The organism is Paraburkholderia tuberum STM678 (genome assembly GCF_902833905.1).
In the GTDB taxonomy this organism is placed as follows: domain Bacteria; phylum Pseudomonadota; class Gammaproteobacteria; order Burkholderiales; family Burkholderiaceae; genus Paraburkholderia; species Paraburkholderia tuberum.
On record NZ_CADFGP010000031.1, the window covers coordinates 17,143 to 37,727 of the forward strand.

At 63.9% G+C, this 20,585-nt stretch carries 17 protein-coding genes, 1 tRNA gene and 1 pseudogene; 11 read left to right on the forward strand and 8 right to left on the reverse strand.

Annotated features, from left to right (window positions below; translation table 11 throughout):
• Positions 1–182: 182 nt before the first annotated feature.
• The 3 genes from clpX to tig all read right to left on the reverse strand — a co-directional run bounded on the left by clpX (position 183) and on the right by tig (position 3,845).
• A complete protein-coding gene (gene clpX / locus HWY30_RS24650; protein ID WP_013089402.1) occupies positions 183–1,454 on the reverse strand; it encodes an ATP-dependent Clp protease ATP-binding subunit ClpX in 1,272 nt (423 codons plus the stop codon).
• 196 nt (positions 1,455–1,650) lie between these two features.
• Complete coding sequence (gene clpP / locus HWY30_RS24655; protein ID WP_013089401.1) at positions 1,651–2,304, reverse strand: ATP-dependent Clp endopeptidase proteolytic subunit ClpP; 654 nt, start codon at positions 2,302–2,304, stop codon at positions 1,651–1,653.
• 194 nt (positions 2,305–2,498) lie between these two features.
• Positions 2,499–3,845 (reverse strand): trigger factor, encoded by a 1,347-nt coding sequence (gene tig / locus HWY30_RS24660; protein WP_090804742.1) that lies wholly within the window; start codon positions 3,843–3,845, stop codon positions 2,499–2,501.
• A gap of 556 nt (positions 3,846–4,401) precedes the next feature.
• Between tig and HWY30_RS24665 the strand changes: the two genes are divergently transcribed.
• From HWY30_RS24665 to HWY30_RS24675, 3 genes are all read left to right on the forward strand, one after another.
• Positions 4,402–5,547, forward strand: coding sequence for a glycerate kinase (locus tag HWY30_RS24665; RefSeq protein ID WP_090804740.1), 1,146 nt, complete (start codon positions 4,402–4,404; stop codon positions 5,545–5,547).
• Between the two features lie 63 nt (positions 5,548–5,610).
• Positions 5,611–6,060 carry a MarR family winged helix-turn-helix transcriptional regulator gene (locus HWY30_RS24670; RefSeq protein WP_090804738.1) on the forward strand — a complete coding sequence of 150 codons (450 nt, stop codon included), beginning with the start codon at positions 5,611–5,613 and terminating at the stop codon, positions 6,058–6,060.
• Between the two features lie 119 nt (positions 6,061–6,179).
• Entirely contained in the window at positions 6,180–6,467 is a 288-nt protein-coding gene (locus tag HWY30_RS24675) for a hypothetical protein (RefSeq protein WP_090804736.1), read from the forward strand.
• Positions 6,468–6,587: 120 nt separating this feature from the next.
• Here the strand turns inward: HWY30_RS24675 and HWY30_RS24680 are convergent.
• A tRNA-Leu gene (locus tag HWY30_RS24680) sits at positions 6,588–6,674 on the reverse strand.
• 230 nt (positions 6,675–6,904) lie between these two features.
• Here HWY30_RS24680 and HWY30_RS24685 point away from each other — a divergent pair.
• On the forward strand, positions 6,905–7,741 hold the full coding sequence (locus HWY30_RS24685; RefSeq protein WP_090804734.1) for a squalene/phytoene synthase family protein: 837 nt from the start codon (positions 6,905–6,907) through the stop codon (positions 7,739–7,741).
• Positions 7,742–7,783: 42 nt separating this feature from the next.
• Here the strand turns inward: HWY30_RS24685 and HWY30_RS24690 are convergent.
• Both HWY30_RS24690 and HWY30_RS24695 read right to left on the reverse strand, forming a co-directional pair.
• Positions 7,784–8,841 (reverse strand): annotated as a pseudogene (locus HWY30_RS24690) (DUF1501 domain-containing protein); the annotation flags it as partial.
• Positions 8,842–9,256: 415 nt separating this feature from the next.
• Positions 9,257–9,583 (reverse strand): hypothetical protein, encoded by a 327-nt coding sequence (locus tag HWY30_RS24695; protein ID WP_090805755.1) that lies wholly within the window; start codon positions 9,581–9,583, stop codon positions 9,257–9,259.
• Positions 9,584–9,810: 227 nt separating this feature from the next.
• Between HWY30_RS24695 and ompR the strand changes: the two genes are divergently transcribed.
• The 3 genes from ompR to HWY30_RS24710 all read left to right on the forward strand — a co-directional run bounded on the left by ompR (position 9,811) and on the right by HWY30_RS24710 (position 12,563).
• On the forward strand, positions 9,811–10,545 hold the full coding sequence (gene ompR / locus HWY30_RS24700) for an osmolarity response regulator transcription factor OmpR (RefSeq protein WP_006048917.1): 735 nt from the start codon (positions 9,811–9,813) through the stop codon (positions 10,543–10,545).
• 43 nt (positions 10,546–10,588) lie between these two features.
• Positions 10,589–11,938, forward strand: a complete 1,350-nt coding sequence (locus HWY30_RS24705; protein WP_090804732.1) for an ATP-binding protein — start codon at positions 10,589–10,591, stop codon at positions 11,936–11,938.
• Positions 11,939–12,014: 76 nt separating this feature from the next.
• Complete coding sequence (locus tag HWY30_RS24710; protein WP_090804730.1) at positions 12,015–12,563, forward strand: peroxiredoxin; 549 nt, start codon at positions 12,015–12,017, stop codon at positions 12,561–12,563.
• A 34-nt stretch (positions 12,564–12,597) separates the two neighbouring features.
• On the opposite strand, the gene ispF is transcribed toward HWY30_RS24710, so the two are convergent.
• Positions 12,598–13,077, reverse strand: coding sequence for a 2-C-methyl-D-erythritol 2,4-cyclodiphosphate synthase (gene ispF / locus HWY30_RS24715; RefSeq protein ID WP_090804728.1), 480 nt, complete (start codon positions 13,075–13,077; stop codon positions 12,598–12,600).
• 82 nt (positions 13,078–13,159) lie between these two features.
• Positions 13,160–13,873: a 2-C-methyl-D-erythritol 4-phosphate cytidylyltransferase gene (gene ispD / locus HWY30_RS24720; RefSeq protein ID WP_090804703.1), complete on the reverse strand. Its 714-nt coding sequence runs from the start codon at positions 13,871–13,873 to the stop codon at positions 13,160–13,162.
• A gap of 121 nt (positions 13,874–13,994) precedes the next feature.
• Between ispD and mfd the strand changes: the two genes are divergently transcribed.
• The 4 genes from mfd (at position 13,995) to mscL (ending at position 20,548) form a co-directional block, all read left to right on the forward strand.
• A complete protein-coding gene (mfd, locus tag HWY30_RS24725; RefSeq protein ID WP_090804701.1) occupies positions 13,995–17,474 on the forward strand; it encodes a transcription-repair coupling factor in 3,480 nt (1,159 codons plus the stop codon).
• 171 nt (positions 17,475–17,645) lie between these two features.
• Positions 17,646–18,878, forward strand: coding sequence for an acetylornithine deacetylase (argE, locus tag HWY30_RS24730; protein ID WP_090804699.1), 1,233 nt, complete (start codon positions 17,646–17,648; stop codon positions 18,876–18,878).
• Between the two features lie 89 nt (positions 18,879–18,967).
• Positions 18,968–20,002, forward strand: coding sequence for a threonine ammonia-lyase (locus tag HWY30_RS24735; RefSeq protein ID WP_090804696.1), 1,035 nt, complete (start codon positions 18,968–18,970; stop codon positions 20,000–20,002).
• Positions 20,003–20,101: 99 nt separating this feature from the next.
• Complete coding sequence (gene mscL / locus HWY30_RS24740) at positions 20,102–20,548, forward strand: large conductance mechanosensitive channel protein MscL (protein WP_090804694.1); 447 nt, start codon at positions 20,102–20,104, stop codon at positions 20,546–20,548.
• The last annotated feature ends 37 nt before the right edge of the window (positions 20,549–20,585 follow it).

The following is a 20,585-nucleotide window of genomic DNA, read 5'->3' on the forward strand; positions in this document are numbered from 1 at the left end:
AATCAGTTCGTTCGATAGGTGAGGCCAGCAGAAAATATTGCAAGCCTCCGCGTGTGGGAAAAGTTCAGTGACTCCGAAGGTTCAGTGACTCCATAGTTGAGAACAACCAGCCTGACCACACGATAAACGAAAAAGCCGTTCACGTCGCCATGAACGGCCTTTTTGCAGAACTCGAAAGCCGATCAGTTCGAACCCGCGACCTTCGGCGCGTCTTCGTAGATCAGCAGCGGTTTGCCGTCGCCGTCGATAACGTTGTCGTCGATGATGACCTTGCTGACACCTTTCATTTGCGGAAGGTCGTACATGACATCAAGCAACGCCTGTTCCAGAATCGAACGCAGGCCCCGCGCGCCCGTCTTGCGGCGGATCGCCTTGCGCGCCACGGCCTGCAACGCAGCCGGACGGATTTCGAGCTCGACGCGCTCCATGCTGAACAGCTTGTGATACTGCTTGACCAGCGCATTCTTCGGTTCGACGAGAATCTTCATCAGCGCCGCTTCGTCGAGCTTGCCTAGCGTGGCGACCACCGGCAGACGGCCGATCAGCTCCGGAATCAGGCCGAATTTGATCAGATCTTCCGGCTCCACTTCGCGCAGCACTTCGCCGGCGTCGCGGTCCTGCTTGCTCTTCACGCTCGCGCCGAAACCGATGCCGGTCTTCTCGGTGCGATCGACGATGACCTTCTCGAGGCCGTCGAACGCACCGCCGCAGATGAACAGGATGTTCGTCGTATCGACCTGGATGAAGTCCTGGTTCGGATGCTTACGGCCACCTTGCGGCGGCACCGACGCCATCGTGCCTTCGACCAGCTTCAGCAGAGCCTGCTGCACACCCTCGCCCGACACGTCGCGCGTGATGGACGGGTTGTCGGACTTGCGACTGATCTTGTCGATTTCGTCGATGTAGACGATGCCGCGCTGAGCCTTGTCCACCTCGTAATTACAATTCTGCAGCAGCTTCTGAATGATGTTCTCGACGTCTTCGCCGACATAGCCGGCTTCCGTCAGCGTGGTCGCGTCGGCAATCACGAATGGCACGTTCAGAAGGCGCGCGAGCGTCTGCGCAAGCAGCGTCTTGCCGGAGCCGGTCGGGCCGATCAGCAGGATGTTGCTCTTGGACAGCTCGATTTCATCCTTCTTGTCGAGATGCTTGAGGCGCTTGTAGTGGTTGTAGACCGCGACCGCGAGGATCTTTTTCGCGCGCTCCTGACCGATCACGTACTGGTCGAGAATTTCGCGGATTTCCTGCGGGGTCGGCAGATCGGACTTGGACAAGCCGGCCTCGATGCCCGCGCCTGCAGCCTCGTCACGAATGATTTCGTTGCACAGATCGATACATTCATCGCAGATGAATACCGACGGGCCAGCAATCAGTTTCTTGACCTCATGCTGGCTCTTGCCGCAAAACGAGCAATACAACAGCTTTTCGCTGTTAGAACCTTTCTTGTCCGCCATAGATGTGTGAGCCTCCGGACACCGGATTAGATAATACGCCGTTTGCCCCCGCCACGCAGTTTGGGCGCGGCAGGGCTAGTGAGCACGATAACGGCGCTTGCCGCAGACGCCCGGACGGAAGTGGAACATTCACAACCGACCCGATGACGGTTTTGCCGCAACAGTGGGCAAAACAGCAGGGCAAAACCGTACCAGATCAGGGACGCTTGTGCGCCACCTGGTCGACGAGGCCGTACGCCTGCGCGTCATCGCCGGACATGAAATTGTCACGGTCGGTGTCACGCGCGATGCGTTCGACCGGCTGACCGGTGTGGTGCGCGAGCAGATGATTCAGCCGATCCTTCAGGTACAGGATTTCACGCGCCTGGATTTCAATGTCCGATGCCTGGCCGCGCGCGCCGCCGAGCGGCTGATGAATCATCACGCGCGAATTCGGCAGCGCGAAACGCTTGCCCTTAGCACCGGCCGCGAGCAGGAACGCGCCCATGCTCGCCGCAAGCCCCATGCACAGCGTCGAGACGTCCGGCTTGATGAACTGCATCGTATCGTAGATCGCCATACCGGCAGACACGGAGCCGCCCGGACTGTTGATGTAGAAGTAGATGTCCTTGTCCGGATTCTCGCTTTCCAGAAACAGCATCTGCGCAACCACCAGATTGGCCGTCTGGTCGTTCACTTCGCCCACGAGGAACACGATGCGTTCCTTCAGCAGACGCGAATAAATATCATAGGAGCGCTCGCCCCGACCGCTCGTTTCCACGACGATCGGCACCAGACCGAGTGCCTGCGCTTCGAGATCCCGGGACGACTGGGAGGTCAACGTGTCCAGCATTTGGGCGCGAAAGGTCATGCAATGGATCCTTGTCTGGAAATATTCTGAATATTAGCTGCTGGACACAGGTTGGTGCGACGAGCCCGTATTCAAGTGCCGTCTTCGTGTGCGCCGCACGACCGGATCCGCTACGTCACACAGATTCATAGCACAAAAAAACGGCGTGCCGGCCGTCGGTCGCTCCGACAGCCGGCACGCCGTTGCAGCGACGCTTACGCTTGCGCCGTTGCGCTTGCCAGTTCCTCGAAGCTCACTTCCTTGTCCGTCACCTTCGCCTTGCTGAGGACGAAGTCGACGACGTTGGCTTCAACGACATACGCTTCCATTTCAGCAAGACGTTGCTGGTTGGAATAATACCAGCGGACGACTTCCTTCGGGTCTTCGTAGCTTTTCGCGAATTCATCGACTTCGGCACGGATCTGCTCCGGCTTCGCCTGCAGTTCGTTCGCCTTCACCAGCTCGGCCAGCACGAGACCCAGCTTGACGCGGCGCTCGGCCTGCTCCTTGAACATCGCGGCCGGGATCGGCGCGTCCTTCGCGTTCGGCACGCCGCGCTGTTCCAGATCCTGGCGAGCCATCGCGACGAGGCGCTCCTGATCCTGCTCGATCAGCGCGTTCGGGACGTCGAGCTCCGAGATTTTCAGCAGTGCGTCCATCACCTGGTTCTTGACGATGGCTTGCGTGCGGCGCTTCGCTTCGCGCTCGAGGTTGTCCTTGATTTCAGCGCGCATCTTGGTCAGATCGCCGTCTTCGATGCCGAGCGATTTCGCGAATTCGCCGTCGACTTCCGGCAAATGCGGCCATTCGATCTTCTTCATCGTGATCGTGAATTGCGCCGTCTTGCCCGCCACTTCCTTGCCGTGGTAGTCGTCCGGGAACTTCAGGTCGAATTCCTTCGCTTCGCCGACCTTCAAGCCGAGCGCCGCTTTTTCGAATTCCGGCAGCATGCGGCCTTCGCCGAGGATGAAGCCGAAGTCTTCGGCGCTACCGCCCTGGAATGCTTCACCGTCGATCTTGCCGACGAAGTCGACCGTCACGCGGTCGCCGTCTTTGGCGGCCGTGTCCGCGCCGCCGTCGCCATGCTCGCCTGCCTCGCCGCGAGCGAGGAAGTGCACGCGCTGTTTGCGCAGGATGTCCAGCGTGCGGTCGATTTCCGCTTCGCTGATGCTGGTCATGGTGCGCTCGATTTCAGCCGTGGCGACGTCGCCCAGCTTCACTTCCGGATACACCTCGAAGGTCGCGTCGAACGCGTAGCTGCCTTCACCCGCGTCGGTATTCGGCGCGAAGCTCGGCTGACCCGCGACACGCAGGTTTTCGGTGCGGCTGATGTCGAAAAATTCCTTGCCGACCTTGTCGCTCAGCACTTCGGCTTCCACCTGGCCCGAATACTGTTGCGTCACCATCTTGAGCGGCACCTTGCCCGGGCGGAAACCCGGCATGCGCACGTTCTTCGCGAGTTGACGGATACGCGAATCCACTTCCTTCTGCACGGCATCCTTCGGCAGGGAAATCGTCACGCGGCGTTCGAGCTTGCCGAGGTTTTCAACAACGTTAGCCATGGCTTCAATCGTCCTAAAATTATTCGAGCGAATCAGTTATCTTCTCCGTGCTGCCCGTCGATGTCGCTTCGCATCGATTTGCGCCGATTGCATCGCGCCGATTGCATCGATCACGCACCTGCGCCGCGGGCTTGCAGGCCGTCGGCAGCACGGTTGAGTCCAAAGAGCCGAATATTTTAGCAAACTATTTGCGCGCCTAGCCGGGATTCGATGATTGCATCGAGCTTTCCCTGCATTCCGGGCGTTTTGAGGGCCATTTTCGGTTAGTTTTGACACAGCGAGCGCGATTTGCCGCTGGCATCGCTATCCGGTTAGCGTCATGCGTTCCTCGGCGCTCTTTAGTCATGCAACAGAACGTTCGCGTGGACGCTCGCACCCGCTCGCGGCCGACGCGTCGTGGCCGCGATCCCGCCTATGCCTTTCGACATATTCAGCCGACGCCCCCATGCTGATAAGCTAACGCACTCGCTCGGGCCGCCACCGCCGGTCACCGGCAGCCGGTCGCTTCATCCGCTCCGGCAACCGCTTACAACGACTCAAACCTCTCAGAGACACCATGCCGAATTCGTCGTCCTCGCCTGTCGTCGTCATCGCTCCCGATTCATTCAAAGGCTCGCTCAGCGCGGAACAGGTCGCGCAAGCGATCGCATCCGGCGTCCAGCGCGCACGCCCCGACGCGAGCGTGCGCATCTGTCCGATGGCCGACGGCGGCGAAGGCACGCTCGACGCAATGCTCACGAGCGGCGGCGAGCGCCGCACGCTTAGCGTGCGCGGCGCGGCCGGTCCGACGCGCGCAGCGCTGACGGGCCTGCTCACAGACGGCAGCGCCATCATCGAAACGGCGGAAATCGTCGGCATTACGGACCCCGTCGGCATGGGCGTGCCGGTCGAGGCGCGCAGCACGCGCGGCATGGGCGAAGCGATTCGCGCGCTGCTTGATGCCGGCGTGCGGCGCTTTTTCGTCGCGCTCGGCGGCAGCAGCACGAACGACGGCGGCGCCGGCCTGCTGACCGGCCTCGGCTTGCAACTTTTCGACGCGCAAGGCAACGTACTCGAAGGCACACCCGAGCAGCTTGCGCGCGTGGCGCGGGTCGATGCGTCGCTGCTCGACGCGCGGCTTGCCGACACGCAGTTCGTCGGCATGTCGGACGTCGACAATCCGTTGACCGGCGCGCACGGTGCGACCGCGATCTTCGGTCCGCAAAAAGGCGTGAAGCCAGAACAGGTCGCGCCGATCGACGCGGCGCTCGCGCGCTTCGCCGATCTGCTCGAAGCCGCGCTCGGCCGCACGGCGCGTGACCTGCCGGGCGCGGGCGCGGCGGGCGGCCTCGGCTTCGCATTGCACATGCTCGGCGCGCAGTTCGAGCCGGGCGCGGAAACCGTCGCGCGGCAAATCGGCCTCGACGCCGCGCTCACGGGCGCCAACTGGCTGATTACCGGTGAAGGCCGTTCCGACGTACAGACGCTGCACGGCAAGGCGCCGTTCATCGCCTGCGCGCATGCGCGTGCCGCGGGCGTGCCCGCCACGCTGCTGTCCGGCGCGATCGACCCCGCCGCGCTGCCGCGTCTTGCCGAATACTTCGGCGGCTGCTTTTCTCCGGCGCCGGGGCCGATCACGCTCGACGTCGCGATTCGCGATGCGGCGCGCCTGCTCGCCAACGAAGCCGAGCAGCTGACGCGCCTGAAATACGGCGTGCGTTGACCCGCGAAACGGTTGCCGCAACAATCACAGCGCCACGACCGTTCCACTCATCACGGGGTGACCATGAAGGACTCCGCCAAAGCCGGGCTCGAGCAGTTCCTCACGTATCGTCTGCATGTACTGAACAAACTGGCCGAGCGCGGCATCAGCGCGCGCTACGCGGCGAAGCTCGACGTGACGCTGCCCGAAGCGCGGGTAATTGCGACGGTGGGATCGTTCGGACCGTTCTCGATCATGGAGTTGGCACGCCATGCCAATCTCGACAAAAGCCAGGCGAGTCGCGCGGCCGAAGCGCTGATCCGGCAGGGACTCGTGCAGCGCGAAGCGAGCGCCGCGGACGGCCGCGTCGTGCTGGTCTCGCTGACGCAGGAAGGCCGCGCGCTGTATCGCAAAGTGATGCCGATCGCGCGCAAGTGGAACGGCGATATGTTCGAGTGCCTCGACGAAGAGGAAAGGGCCGCGTTCGGCGCGGCGCTCGACAAGGTGATCCGTGCCATGAACGCGCAGGAGTGATAGCGCGCGGCGAACCGGCCGTGTTTGAAAAGCGCCGTTTCACGGCATTGGGCGGCGCGTGTCAAAATTGAGCCTCGGCCAACGCGCCTTCACCCTCTTTTTCATCCAGGGACGCTTCAGTGGACATCAACAAACAGGTCGCGGCACTCACTGCGTCGGAACTCCAGACCGCCGGCGCGAGCCAGGCGAGCGCGATCGCGGTCAGCGTCGTACTGCGTCATCTTCGTTCGCCGGAACTGGCGAAACTGCTGTCGTCGGCATTTGAAAATCATCAGGCGGTGATGCTGCAAACGCCATGGCCGGACCAGATGCTGCAGGCGTTCGAGTCGACGCGCCGTTTCCTCGAAGGCGCCGCGCAAGCGGAATTGCCGGGCTCGCAGGAAGTGCCGGGAACGCCGGGTGCCTGAGTCGCGCGGTCGCGATGAAAGGCAGCGGAGCAACACTGAGGCCTTTCAGAAGACCGCGCAAAAAAGAAAAAACCCCGTCGGTCCAAAGACTTGACGGGGTTTTTCTTGACTACCAATAAGTGGTGCGAGGGAGGGGACTCGAACCCCTACACCCTTGCGGGCGTCAGGACCTAAACCTGGTGCGTCTACCAATTTCGCCACCCTCGCAGCCGGGTACGCCGCAAAGCGTCGCGCCCGATTGTCCTGTGCACTCCCAAGCGCGCTGAACACGTGCCCGAAAGCGTAAGCGCGAGATTCTAACCGATTGATTCGCGCTTGTCTGCACCCGACGGTATCTGCGCGCGCGACGCCGATGCTACAATTTTCGGCTCGTCGAGACGGGCGCCGCGACGGACGTCGGCGCCCTTCTCGCCAGTCCTTCCCCACACTCTCATCCCGTGAATTTCGACGACTATTGCCAGCAGAAAGCGGCGCCCCCAGGATCGAGCACCTACTATGCGCTTCGCCAGGCGCGCGCCGCCAGTCAGCCTCTGTTGACGGCGCTCTTCGCATTGCGTCGCGAGTTCGAGGAAACGGTCAAGGAGACGAGCGATCCGGCGGTCGGCCGCACGAAGCTCGCGTGGTGGCAGAAAGAAATTGCCGCGCTGGCCGCCGGCTCGCCGTCGCATCCGGTGTCCAAGGCACTCGCGGCCTATCTGCCCGACGCGCAGGCCGAATGTCGGGCTCTGCAGGAACTGCTCGCGGGCTTCGAGATGGATCTCGACCAGGCACGCTATCTCGACTATCCGAACCTGCGGCGCTATGTGCAGGGTGTCGGTGGCAATTTTGCTTCGCTGGTGTCGCGCGCGGCTGCAACCGGATCGGCCGACGATGCCGCGCATGCGTCGGCGTGGGCCGCTCCGCTCGGCGAGGCGCTGATGCTCGCGCAGTTCGTCGCCGAAACCGGCAACGATGCCCGGCACGGCCGCATCTACGTTCCGATCGACGAGATGCAACGCTACAACGTCACCGCCGCCGATCTGATCAACCGCAAATACACCGACGCTTTCACCGAGCTGATGCGGTTCGAAACGAATCGCGCGCGCGACGCGGTGCAGACCGCGCTCGCCGCGGTGCCCGCCAGCGCGCGGCGCGCGCAGCGCACGCTGCTCGCGCTCGCGGCGCTCGCGTTGGCGTTGCTCGATGAAATCGAGCGCGACGGTTATCACGTGCTGCATCAACGCATCGCGTTGACGCCGATCCGCAAGCTATGGATCGCGTGGCGCGCGAAGTAGCCTGAGCGCCGGGCGCGTCGATTCGCGCCCAGCGCCCAGCGCTCACGCCCGCAGCAACGGCAGCGGCTCGAGCCGCTGCTGCAGAGTCGCAGGCGCGTCCAATCCCCACCAGGGCCCGAGCACCGTCGCATAAAGCTGGCGAAAATCCACGCCGACCGGCAGGTTGCCATTCCCATCGAGCCGCGCAAGCATCGGCGGCACGCCAAACAAACCGCCCTGCACGCGACCGCCCGTCACGAAGTACGGCGCCACCGTGCCGTGATCGGTGCCGTTGCTCTGGTTCTCGCGCGGACGGCGCCCGAATTCCGCGTACGTCATCACGAGCGTATCGTTCCACCGGCCCAACTCGACGAGCGCGGCCTGCATCGCCACCATCCCTTCCGCGAACTGTTTGAGCAACTCGGCCTGTTGTCCCGGCTGGTTCTGGTGCGTATCGAAACCGTTCAGCGTTAGCCGGATCACGGCCACGCCCTGCCCGCTCAACGGCTGCTCCAGTGGCGCGCGTCCGGCGCCAGCTATCTTCAGCGTGTCCGAAGCGGCCAGCACCTGCATTGCCGTTTTGATCGAACTGCCGAACGCGCCGCCCGGAAACGCGGTCTTCAACTGAGGCTGCCTTTGCGTCGCACGCAGACGACCGGCCGGTTTCACGATGTCGTTTTCGACGTCGAGAATAGGCGCGAGCGCGGGATTGACCAGCGCGATCGCGCGCGCGCCGTTTGCGAGCGGCCCCATTTCGGCGCTGCCGACCACGACGCCGTCGGCCGCGAAACCGATGGGCACCGGCCTCATCGCGAACGCGCGCGTGAGCCAGCCGTCGCGCAGATATTGGTCGGAGCGTGAGCGGTATCCCAGATCTCGATCGAACGGAAATGCGACAGGTTCGGCTGCGCATAGCTGACGCCCTGCACGATCGCGAGCTGCCGGCTGCGCGAGAGCGGCATCAGCGGCTCCAACGCGGGATACGGCGCGGGATGCAGCGCGGTGCGCTCGTCGAGCTGGATCATCTGTTCGCGTTTGATGCCGATGTTTTTGCGCAGCACGAGGTACGCAGGATCGGCGAACGGGATCACGGTGTTCAAACCGTCGTTGCCGCCTTTCAGCGTCGAACTGTTGATCCAGGACGCGCCGCCCGGCCATCCTTTGAGGTTCGGCGGATAGAACAGGTTGTCGCCGAGCGCGCGTAGCGTCACCTCGATGTCATAACCGCTCGCGCGAAACTGCATGGCGATCGGCTCGACGCGTGCCGGGTCCGGCGTGTCGGAGATGCGACGCTGATCCGGCGTCCATGCGTTGCGCTCGGCGCGCGTTGGGATCGGCTCGAATACAGTCGGGAGGTCGCGATATCGCTTCGCGGCGCGCGCTCGTGAGTGGCGTGACATCGTGAGCCGAGGCGCCTGTATGCACCAAGACGCGCACAAAAACGCGCCGGCGCTGGCGACTCAACGGAGCAGCGGATCAGAAAGTGGACGCTGAAGATGCAACGGGATTTTTCACGCGGCAATGCGCGCGCTGAGATTAACGCTTGTACAACTCGCGCACGGCGTCTTCGATGTGCTGCCGCAACAGCCGACGCTCTTCGGGCGTCATATGCCCGTCGCGGCGACGTTGATCGAGATCGGGGGGAACCGCGGTGCGCAGCATCGCGTCAGAGGCAGGGCGATCGATGCCCGGGTTGTGGCGGCTGGTTCTGCCATTGCCCAAGCGGGGCGCATGCTCGCTCGCCGCTCTATCCGCGGACGGCTGCGCATGAGCGAGCGTCGGGCCCAGTGTGCCTGCCAGCGTACCGGCAACCGCCAGTGCAATCACGCTCAGGCGCACGTTTGGCCAAACCCCTCCCTTCATGTTGTTCCCTTCGTGGCGCGGCAACCGGCTACCTCAGATGCGTATACAAACCCCGGTAACAGCCGGGTGCGAGAGTTTTGTCGAGTGAAGTATCCACCGAACAGCCGCATTCAGTAAAGCAGTCTAAACGCGCATACTTTACGTCGCGCCACACCGCGGGTAAATTTTGTAACCGACTGTAACCCCAGAAATGGTGTAACCGCGCACCACTTTCTAATCGCGCTAAGATGCCGACCATGGAAACCAAAAACCCTTCGAAAATCCTCGTCGTCGACGACGATCCACGCCTGCGCGATCTTCTGCGCCGCTACCTCGGCGAACAAGGCTTCAACGTCTACGTCGCCGAAAATGCGCCGTCAATGAACAAGCTCTGGGTGCGCGAGCGCTTCGATCTGCTGGTGCTCGATCTGATGCTGCCCGGTGAGGACGGCCTGTCGATCTGCCGGCGACTGCGCGGCAGCAACGACCGCACGCCGATCATCATGCTGACGGCCAAGGGTGAGGATGTCGATCGCATCGTCGGCCTCGAGATGGGTGCCGACGACTATCTGCCCAAGCCGTTCAATCCACGCGAACTGGTCGCGCGCATTCACGCGGTGCTGCGTCGCCAGTCGCCGTCCGAGTTGCCGGGCGCTCCGTCCGAGACCACCGAGGTCTTCGAGTTCGGCGAGTTCGCGCTGAATCTCGCCACCCGCACGCTGACCAAGGCCGGCCAGGAAATTCCGCTCACCACCGGTGAGTTCTCGGTGCTGAAGGTATTCGCGCGTCATCCGCGTCAGCCGCTGTCGCGCGAAAAGCTGATGGAACTCGCACGCGGGCGCGAATACGAGGTCTTCGACCGCAGCCTCGACGTGCAGATCTCGCGTCTGCGCAAGCTGATCGAGCCGGATCCGGGCAGCCCGCGCTTCATTCAGACCGTGTGGGGCCTCGGCTACGTCTTCATCCCCGACGGTGCAGCCTGAGTTTGTGCTCCGTTTTTGTTTCTGTGTCACATAAGAAGGGCCCATGCGGATCGACCGGCGCCTCCTGACGCTCGCGTTCGGCGGCCTTTTCTGGCGGACCTTTCTGCTGATCGCGCTGTTGATCGCAGTCAGTCTCGCCGCGTGGTTCCAGAGCTTTCGCGTGATCGAGCGTGAGCCGCGCGCGCAGCGCGTGGCTCTGCAACTCGTCGCGATCGTCAAGCTCACGCGTACCGCACTCCTCTATTCCGATCCCGACCTGCGGCGCGCGCTGCTGCAGGATCTGGAGAGCAACGAAGGGGTGCGCGTGTACCCGCGCGAAGCCACCGACAAATACAAACTCCAGCCCGACGAATCGTTGAATCGCCTGATCGAGCACGACATCCGCGGCCGTCTCGGCGACGACACCATAATCGCGCAGAGCGTCAACGATATCAACGGCGTATGGATCAGCTTCAAGATCGACGACGACGATTACTGGGTCGCGCTCGACCGCGATCAGCTCGACAACGCCACCGGCCTGCAATGGGCCGGCTGGGGCGTGTTCGCGCTCGCGCTGTCGCTGTTCGGCGCGGCGTTCATCACGAGTCTGGTGAACCGGCCGTTCGCGCGTCTGGCGATGGCCGCGCGCCGGGTCGGCTCGGGGCAATCGCCCGAGCCGCTGCCCGAGCGCGGCATGGGTGTGGCCGCCGAAACCAATCGAAGCTTCAACCAGATGGTGCGCGACCTCGAACAGCTCGAGGCGGACCGCGCGCTGATGCTCGCGGGCATCTCCCACGATCTGCGCACGCCGCTCGCACGGCTGCGGCTCGAGACCGAAATGAGCCCGTCCGATCAGGCCACCAAGGACGCGATGGTCGACGACATCGAGCAAATGGACATGATCATCGGCCGCTTCCTCGACTACGCGCGTCCCGTTCAGCGTGTGCCGGAACCGGTGGACCTCTCGGTGATCGCGAGCGAACTCGCCGCACGCATGCAAAGCGAGGACAGCATGCGGCTGATCACGCGGCTCGCTCCGTCGGCGGTGATCGAGGCCGATGAAACCGACATGCGTCGCGTGGTCGGCAATCTGCTCGAGAACGCGCGCAAATATGGCCTCAGCGACGGCGACGGTGTGCCGCGCGTCATTCTCGAAACGCGCGTGTCGCACTCGCGCGTCGAACTCTCGGTGGTCGACGAAGGCCCCGGCATTCCCGAAGACCAGCTCGCGCTCGTCACGCGGCCGTTCTATCGTGTGAATTCGGCGCGCACCCAGGCCAACGGCACGGGCCTCGGCATGGCGATCGTGCAGCGGCTCGTCGCCCGTTATCGCGGCGCGCTGCGGCTGCGCAACCGCTCGCCCGGACCCGGGCTTGAAGTGACGATCGAGTTTCCGCTCGCGAAAAGCGCGTGAGCCGACGACGCGCGGCACCGCGCGCCGTCGCCATTCGAAACACGCCGCTTGTTGCGACTTCCGAAGGAGCCTTTGCATGAAAACCGTTGGCGATAAACTCGAAGCGTTCACCGTCATTGCCGCCAAGCCGGGCTTCAACCATCACGAAGAACACGGCGTCTCGGCGTTCGAATACATCACCGAGCAGTCGTTTCCAGGCAAATGGAAAATCATTTACTTCTATCCGAAGGATTTTTCGTTGGTCTGCCCGACGGAAATCGTCGAATTCAGCAAGCTCGTCAAGGAGTTCGAGGACCGCGAGGCCGTGCTGCTCGGCGGCAGCGTCGACAATGAATATGTGAAGCTCGCATGGCGCCGCGAGTACAAGGAACTCGACAGGCTCAACCACTACTCGTTCGGCGACGTGAAAGGCGAGCTGATCGACCAGCTCGGCGTGCGCGACAAGGAAGCGGGCGTCGCGCTGCGCGCGACCTATATCGTCGATCCGGACAACACGATCCAGCACGTGTCGGTCAACAATCTGTACGTGGGCCGTAATCCCGAAGAAGTGCTGCGCATCCTCGACGGCCTGCAAACGGACGAGCTGTGTCCGAGCAATCGGACGATTGGCGGCGCGACGCTGTAAGCGGCACCGCCCGTCACCCAAACAAAAATCCCGTTCAGCTCCTGACCAACAACACCACGGCCTGCGCCTCGATGCCCTCGCCGCGGCCGAGATAACCGAGCTTCTCGTTCGTCTTCGCCTTGACGTTCACGCGCTCGATCGGCAGACCGAGGTCCGCCGCGATATTGGCGCGCATCCCTTCGATATGCGGTGCGAGCTTCGGCGCCTGCGCGATCACGCTGCTGTCGACGTTGCCGATCGCAAAGCCGGCCGCCTTCACGCGCGCCACGCACTCGCGCAGCAGCACGCGGCTGTCGGCGCCGGCGAACTTCGCGTCGGTATCGGAGAAGTGGCGGCCGATATCGCCCAACGCGGCCGCGCCAAACAGCGCGTCGGTGATCGCGTGCAGCAGCACATCCGCGTCCGAGTGACCGAGCAGCCCGCGCTCGTAGGGAATCGTTACGCCGCCGATGATCAACGCGCGTCCCGGCACCAGCGCATGCACGTCGTAGCCCTGCCCAATTCTGAAATCCATGTGCGTCACGTCCTCAAGTGCTGAAGCTTTTAAAGCTTCTTTAAAGCCTTTCTAAATCTTGCCAATGTGCCCAGGCGCGGTTTCACGAACCGGCGGGGCGGCTCAGAATCGCCTCGGCCAGATCGAAATCTTCCGGATACGTGACCTTGAAGTTCCGCAGGCTGCCTTGCACGAGCTTCGGCGCGTGGCCCGACCATTCGATCGCGCTCGCCTCGTCGGTCAGATCGTGGCCGTCGGCCTGGGCGCGCAGGATCGCCTCGCGCAGCATGCCGATGCGGAACATCTGGGGCGTCTGCGCCTGCCACAAGCCGTCACGCGATTCGGTTTGGGCGATGCGGCCATCGGCCGACGCGCGGTCGATACGCTTCAAGGTATCGGCGACCGGCAACGCCATGATGCCGCCGACCGCATCCTCCTTGAGCGAACCGACCAGCGTACGGATCAGCGCCGCCGTGATGCCCGGCCGCGCCGCGTCGTGCACGAGCACCCAGTCGGCGTCGTGGGCGCCGAACTCGGCGAGCGCGTGCAGACCGTTGAGCACCGACGCCTGGCGCGACGCGCCGCCCACGCGACGCACCGCGAAGCGCAGATTGCCGAAGCGGCGGGCGTCGAAGTGCTGATCGTCGGGCGCGATGACGACGAGCGTCTGCGTGAATTCGCTGCACGCGTCGAACGCGGCGAGCGAGTAATGCAGCATGTCGCGGCCGGCGACAGTGCGGTATTGCTTGGGCATCGCGGCGCCGGAACGGCTGCCGGTGCCTGCGCACGGGATCAGGGCAAAGAGACGGGAAGTCACGAGTGCGGATGCCGCCAGGTCAAAGTAAAGGACGGATTTTATAATAGGTCCTTCGCATCCACGCCCGTACACGCGTAAACTTGGCCGTCGCGTGAGCCCCGAGCCGCCCTTTTTCTCCTTTATGCCAGACATCGCCGCATCCTCGCAGTCCTCCCCGCCCGTCGCGCTCGTCAAGGCCGGCCAGCGTTTCGCCTTCGACGGCACGCGCGGTTCGTCCGACGCGCTGCTGATCGCCCGCTACCATCTCGCGTATCGCGAGAAGATGCCGCTGCTTGCGGTGGTCTGCGAAAACGCGCTCGACGCGCAGCGGCTGTCGCAGGAAATCGGCTTCTTCGCGCCCGACGCGCGCGTGCGCCTCCTGCCCGACTGGGAGACGCTGCCTTACGACACGTTTTCGCCGCACCAGGACCTCGTCTCCGAGCGTCTCGCGACGCTGCACGACCTCGGCGAAGGCCGTTGCGACATCCTGCTCGTGCCGGCCACGACGGCCTTGTACCGGATGCCGCCTGCATCGTTTCTGGCCGCCTACACGTTCTCGTTCTCGCAAGGCGAACGGCTCGACGAAGCGAAGCTGAAGGCGCAGCTGACGCTCGCCGGCTACGAGCACGTGAGCCAGGTGGTGCGTCCCGGCGAATATTGCGTGCGCGGCTCGCTGCTCGATCTGTTTCCGATGGGCTCGCCGCTGCCCTACCGGATCGACCTGTTCGACGACCAGGTCGACTCGATCCGCGCGTTCGACCCCGACACGCAGCGCAGCCTCTATCCGGTCAAGGACGTGCGCCTGCTGCCGGGCCGCGAATTCCCGTTCGACGAGGCCGCGCGCACCGCATTCCGCAGCCGCTGGCGCGAGACTTTCGAGGGCGATCCGAGCCGCGCGTCGATCTATAAGGACATCGGCAACGGCGTGCCGTCGGCGGGTATCGAATACTATCTGCCGCTGTTCTTCGAGGAGACGGCCACCCTCTTCCATTACCTGCCCGACGGTTCGCAACTCGCGTTCGTCGGCGATCTGGACGCGGCGATCCGGCGCTTCACCAACGACACGAAGCAGCGCTTCAATTTCCTGTCGCACGACCGCGACCGGCCGATTCTCGAACCGCACAAGCTGTTCCTGTCGGACGAGGATTTCTTCACGTTCGCGAAACCGTTCGCACGGCTCGTGCTGCCCACCAACGGCGACGGCGCCTGGTCGATCGCGCTGCCGAACCTCGCGATCGATCGTCACGCCGACGATCCCGTCTCGGCGCTGCGCGCGTATCTGAGCGCGACGCCGAACCGGGTGCTGTTCGCCGCCGAATCGGCGGGCCGCCGCGAGACGCTGCTGCAACTGCTCGCCGACAACCAGCTGAAGCCCACCTCGGCCGACAGCTTCGCCGACTGGCTCAAGAGCGACGCGCGTTTCTCGCTCGGCGTCGCGCCGCTCGCGAACGGCTTCGCGCTGCCGGGCGACGGCATCGCGATCATCACCGAAACCGAGCTGTACGGGCCGCTCGCGCGCCGCGCGGGACGCCGCCGCCAGGAACAGGCGAGCAACGTCGATTCGATGGTGCGCGATCTGTCCGAGCTGAAGCTCGGCGACCCGGTCGTGCATTCGCAGCACGGTATCGGCCGCTACATGGGTCTCGTGACGATGGATCTCGGCGAAGGCGAGACCGAGTTCCTGCACCTCGAATACGCGGGCGACAGCAAGCTCTACGTGCCGGTCGCGCAATTGCACGTGATCTCGCGCTATAGCGGCGCCGATCCGGAAAGCGCGCCGCTGCATTCGCTCGGCTCGGGCCAGTGGGAAAAGGCCAAGCGCAAGGCCGCGCAGCAGATCCGCGACACCGCCGCCGAGCTGCTCAACCTGTACGCCCGCCGTGCCGCCCGCGAGGGCCACGCGTTCGCGCTCGAACCGAAGGACTACGTGAAGTTCGCCGAGAGCTTCGGTTTCGAGGAAACGCCGGACCAGGCCGCCGCGATCGCGGCCGTGATCGGCGACATGACGAGCGGCAAACCGATGGACCGGCTCGTGTGCGGCGACGTCGGCTTCGGCAAGACCGAGGTCGCATTGCGCGCGGCGTTCATCGCGGTGATGGGCGGCAAGCAGGTCGCGCTGTTGGCGCCGACCACGCTGCTCGCCGAACAGCACACGCAAACCTTCAGCGACCGCTTCTCCGACTGGCCGGTGCGCATCGCCGAGCTATCGCGCTTCAAGTCGACCAAGGAAGTGAACGCGGCGATCCGGCAGATCAACGAAGGCTCGGTCGACATCGTAATCGGCACGCACAAGCTGCTGTCGTCCGATGTGCAGTTCAAGCGGCTCGGACTCGTGATCATCGACGAGGAGCATCGCTTCGGCGTGCGTCAGAAGGAGGCGCTGAAAGCGCTGCGCGCGGAAGTCGACGTACTGACGCTGACCGCGACGCCGATTCCCCGTACGCTCGGCATGGCGCTCGAAGGCCTGCGCGATTTCTCGGTGATCGCAACGGCGCCGCAAAAACGCCTCGCGATCAAGACCTTCGTGCGGCGCGAGGAAGACAGCGTGATTCGCGAAGCAATGCTGCGCGAGTTGAAGCGCGGCGGCCAGGTCTACTTCCTGCACAACGAAGTCGAGACGATCCAGAATCGCCGGCAGATGCTCGAAGAGCTGGTGCCCGAAGCGCGCATCGCGGTCGCGCATGGACAGATGCACGAGCGGGAACTGGAGCGGGTGATGCGCGACTTCGTCGCGCAACGCGCGAACGTGCTGCTGTGCACGACGATCATCGAAACCGGCATCGACGTGCCGAGCGCGAACACGATCCTGATCCACCGCTCCGACAAGTTCGGCCTCGCGCAATTGCATCAGCTGCGTGGCCGCGTCGGCCGCTCGCATCACCAGGCGTACTCGTATCTGCTCGTGCACGATCCGCAGGGGCTCACCAAGCAGGCGCAACGGCGGCTCGAAGCGATCCAGCAGATGGAGGAACTCGGCTCGGGCTTTTATCTCGCGATGCACGACCTCGAAATTCGCGGCACCGGCGAGGTGCTCGGTGACAAGCAGTCGGGCGAGATTCACGAGATCGGCTTCCAGCTTTATACCGACATGCTCAACGACGCAGTGAGGGCGCTCAAGAACGGCAAGGAGCCAGACCTCACCGCGCCGCTCGCCGCGACCACCGAGATCAACCTGCATTCGCCGGCGATCCTGCCGTCGGACTATTGCGGCGACGTGCAGGAACGGCTGTCGCTGTACAAGCGCCTCGCGAACTGCGAACACAACGATTCGATCGACGGCATCCAGGAAGAGCTGATCGACCGCTTCGGCAAGCTGCCGCCGCAGGCGCATGCGCTGGTGGAGACGCATCGACTGCGGCTCGCCGCGAAGCCGCTCGGCATTTCGAAGATCGATGCCGGTGAAGCGGTGATCGGCCTGCAGTTCATCCCCAATCCGCCCGTCGACGCGATGCGGATCATCGAGATGGTGCAGAAGCACAAGCACATCAAGCTCGCGGGTCAGGACAAGCTGCGTATCGAAACGCGCAGCCCGGATCTCGCGGTGCGCGTCGCGACCGTCAAGGAGACCTTGCGCGCGCTCGGTTCGCCGAGCCGCGGCACGGCGGCGGCGCCGGCTCGCTGAGCGCGGCACGCTGTGCGCACAGGCTCGTGAAAACCGCAGAAAACGGGGGGACGTCCCCCGTTTTTTTGCATCGATGCTGCGCTGCGCCAACGCGAGCCCGGCTTTTTGGACATCCTGACGAAAATGCAATTTGGGATATGATCGATAGACACAAAACGCTGGAGTCATGTCATGTCTCACGTCGCTGAAACAGCGCAATCGTTGCAGTCGTCCGCCTCCTCCGCGTCCCCCGCTTCTCCGATATCTCTGCCCTGGGTCACCCGTCTCGTGTCGATGGACACGGTGAGCCGCAATCCAAACCTCGGCCTGATCGAAACCGTGCGCGACGAACTGCGCGCGGTCGGTATCGACGCGACGCTGACGCACGGCAAGGGCGGCAAATGGGCGAACCTGTTCGCGACCATTCCCGCGCACGACGGCGAAACGAACGGCGGCGTCGTGCTGTCGGGCCACACCGACGTCGTGCCGGTGGACGGCCAGCAATGGGACAGCGATCCGTTCAAGCCGGAGATTCGCGGTGACAAGCTCTATGGCCGCGGCACCTGCGACATGAAGGGCTTCATCGGCGCGGCGCTCGCGCTCGTGCCGGACATGCAGCGCACGAAGCTCGCGAAGCCGATCCACCTCGCGCTGTCGTTCGACGAGGAAGTGGGCTGCGTGGGCGCGCCGCTTCTGATCGCCGATCTGATGAAGCGCGGCGTGAAGCCGGACGGCTGCATCGTCGGCGAGCCGACCAGCATGCGCCCGATCATCGCGCACAAGGGCATCAACGCGTATCAGTGCTGCGTACGCGGCCAGGCCGCGCATTCGTCGCTGACGCCGAAGGGCTTGAACGCGATCGAGTACGCGGCTCGCCTGATCTGCTACATCCGCGACATGGCCGACCAGTTCCGCGCGCAAGGCCCCTTCGACGAACTGTACGACGTGCCGTTCAGCACCGCGCAGACCAGCACGATCACGGGCGGCAACGCAATCAACACGGTGCCGGCCGAATGCCAGTTCCAGTTCGAGTTCCGCAACCTGCCGACGCTCGATCCCGAGCAGATCTTCGCGCGCATCGACAGCTACGCGCGCGAAACGCTGCTGCCGAAAATGCTGCGCGAGCACCCCTCGGCCGCGATCGAGATCACGAAGATCGCCGCGGCGCCCGGACTCGATTCGTCCGAACAGGCCGCGATCACGCAGCTCGTCCGCGCGCTGACGGCCGACCAGGACAAGCGCAAGGTCGCATACGGCACCGAGGCCGGGCTGTTTTCGAACGCGGGGATTCCGAGCATCGTCTGCGGCCCCGGCGACATCCAGCAGGCGCATAAGGCGAACGAATTCGTCGAGCTCGCGCAGCTCGTCGCGTGCGAGCGCTTCTTGCGCAAGTTCATCCACAGCATGTCGGTCGAGGCCGCTTAGCCCGTTTCGTTGCAGCGGCGCGCAGCCGCAGTGAACCTGCGCGCCGAGCCACGGGCCTCAGCGACATCGACGACTCCGGAGCGACCGCCATGTCCAGCGCCATGCCGCAGCACACGGATCACACGATCGACGGTGAGCCGATCCCTACGCTCGACGACATCGCCGCGCAGCACTTCGCGTTGACGCCCTGGGTCGCGCGCACGCCGGTGTTCGACCGGCTCGACTTCTCATCGCTGCGCGGCACCGTCGTCAATTTCAAGTTCGAGCTGCTGCAGGCGGGCGGCAGCTTCAAGGCGCGCGGCGCCTTCACGAACCTGCTCGCGCTCGACGACGCGCAAAAGAGCGCGGGTGTCACCTGCGTGTCGGGCGGCAATCACGCGGTGGCGGTCGCCTATGCGGCGATGCGCCTCGGCGTCAGCGCCAAGGTCGTGCTGTTCAGCGCGGCGAATCCGGCCCGCGTCGCGTTGTGCCGCGAGTACGGCGCCGACATCGTCTATGCGGAAGATCTCGCCGAAGCGTTCGAACTGGTGCGCCGCGTCGAGGCCGAGGAAGGCCGCTATTTCGTGCATCCGTTCAACGGCTATCGCACGGTGCTCGGCTCGGCGACGCTCGGCTACGAATGGGCCACGCAAACGCCTGACCTCGAAGCGGTGATCGTGCCGATCGGCGGCGGCGGACTCGCGGCCGGGGTCTCCACCGCGCTGCGGCTCGCGAATCCGAACGTGCACGTGTACGGCGTCGAACCCGAAGGCTCGGACGTGATGAGTAAGAGTTTTGCCGCCAACCATACGGTCAGAATGGGCCACATGCACAGCATCGCCGATTCGCTGATGTCGCCGCATACCGAGCAATACAGCTACGAACTGTGCCGCCGCCATGTCGATCGGATCGTCACCGTGTCCGACGACCAGTTGCGCGAGGCGATGCTGATCCTGTTCAATCAGCTGAAGCTCGCGGTCGAGCCGGCTTGCGCGGCCGCCACGGCCGGATTGCTCGGACCGCTGCGCGAACAGTTGCAGGGCAAACGCGTGGGCGTGCTGCTGTGCGGTGCCAATATCGACCCGGTCAGTTTTGCCGCGCATCTGGAGCGCGCGCGCCATAGCGAGTCACAGTTTCCTCATTAGCGACGCGCAGCAGATGCGCTTGTTGCCTTGCGGCTAAAGCACTAGCCTATCCGCTTCAGGTTGGTATGATTCGGCTATTCACATCAGGGAGGTGTAGGCATGAGCATGATCCAGGAATTTAAAGAATTTGCCCTCAAAGGCAACGTGATGGATCTGGCGGTCGGTGTGATTATCGGCGGCGCGTTTTCCACCATTGTCAATTCCGTGGTTAAAGACCTGATCATGCCGGTTGTCGGGGTCGCTACCGGCGGCCTCGATTTCTCCAATCTGTTCGTTCGCCTGGGCCATATTCCGGCCACTTACAAAGGCAACCCCGAATCGTATAAAGACCTGCAGACAGGTGGCGTGGCGGTGTTCGGTTACGGTTCATTCATTACCGCGACGATCAACTTCATCATTCTCGCGTTCATCATCTTTCTGATGGTCAAATTCATCAACAAACTGCGCAAGGAGCCGCAAGCCGCGCCGGCGGAGCCGCCGCCGCCGCCGGAAGACGTGCTGCTGCTGCGCGAGATCCGCGATTCGCTGAACAACCAGCAGCGTTAATCGTCGAATCAAGCTCGGGTTGGACGGCCTGAGCCAG

Coding starts and splice junctions, on each gene's coding strand:
- clpX (WP_013089402.1), bottom strand. CDS start 1,454: ATGGCGGACAAGAAAGGTTCTAACAGCGAAAAGCTGTTGTATTGCTCG.
- clpP (WP_013089401.1), bottom strand. CDS start 2,304: ATGACCTTTCGCGCCCAAATGCTGGACACGTTGACCTCCCAGTCGTCC.
- tig (WP_090804742.1), bottom strand. CDS start 3,845: ATGGCTAACGTTGTTGAAAACCTCGGCAAGCTCGAACGCCGCGTGACG.
- HWY30_RS24665 (WP_090804740.1), top strand. CDS start 4,402: ATGCCGAATTCGTCGTCCTCGCCTGTCGTCGTCATCGCTCCCGATTCA.
- HWY30_RS24670 (WP_090804738.1), top strand. CDS start 5,611: ATGAAGGACTCCGCCAAAGCCGGGCTCGAGCAGTTCCTCACGTATCGT.
- HWY30_RS24695 (WP_090805755.1), bottom strand. CDS start 9,583: ATGAAGGGAGGGGTTTGGCCAAACGTGCGCCTGAGCGTGATTGCACTG.
- ompR (WP_006048917.1), top strand. CDS start 9,811: ATGCCGACCATGGAAACCAAAAACCCTTCGAAAATCCTCGTCGTCGAC.
- HWY30_RS24705 (WP_090804732.1), top strand. CDS start 10,589: ATGCGGATCGACCGGCGCCTCCTGACGCTCGCGTTCGGCGGCCTTTTC.
- HWY30_RS24710 (WP_090804730.1), top strand. CDS start 12,015: ATGAAAACCGTTGGCGATAAACTCGAAGCGTTCACCGTCATTGCCGCC.
- ispF (WP_090804728.1), bottom strand. CDS start 13,077: ATGGATTTCAGAATTGGGCAGGGCTACGACGTGCATGCGCTGGTGCCG.
- mfd (WP_090804701.1), top strand. CDS start 13,995: ATGCCAGACATCGCCGCATCCTCGCAGTCCTCCCCGCCCGTCGCGCTC.
- argE (WP_090804699.1), top strand. CDS start 17,646: ATGTCTCACGTCGCTGAAACAGCGCAATCGTTGCAGTCGTCCGCCTCC.
- HWY30_RS24735 (WP_090804696.1), top strand. CDS start 18,968: ATGTCCAGCGCCATGCCGCAGCACACGGATCACACGATCGACGGTGAG.
- mscL (WP_090804694.1), top strand. CDS start 20,102: ATGAGCATGATCCAGGAATTTAAAGAATTTGCCCTCAAAGGCAACGTG.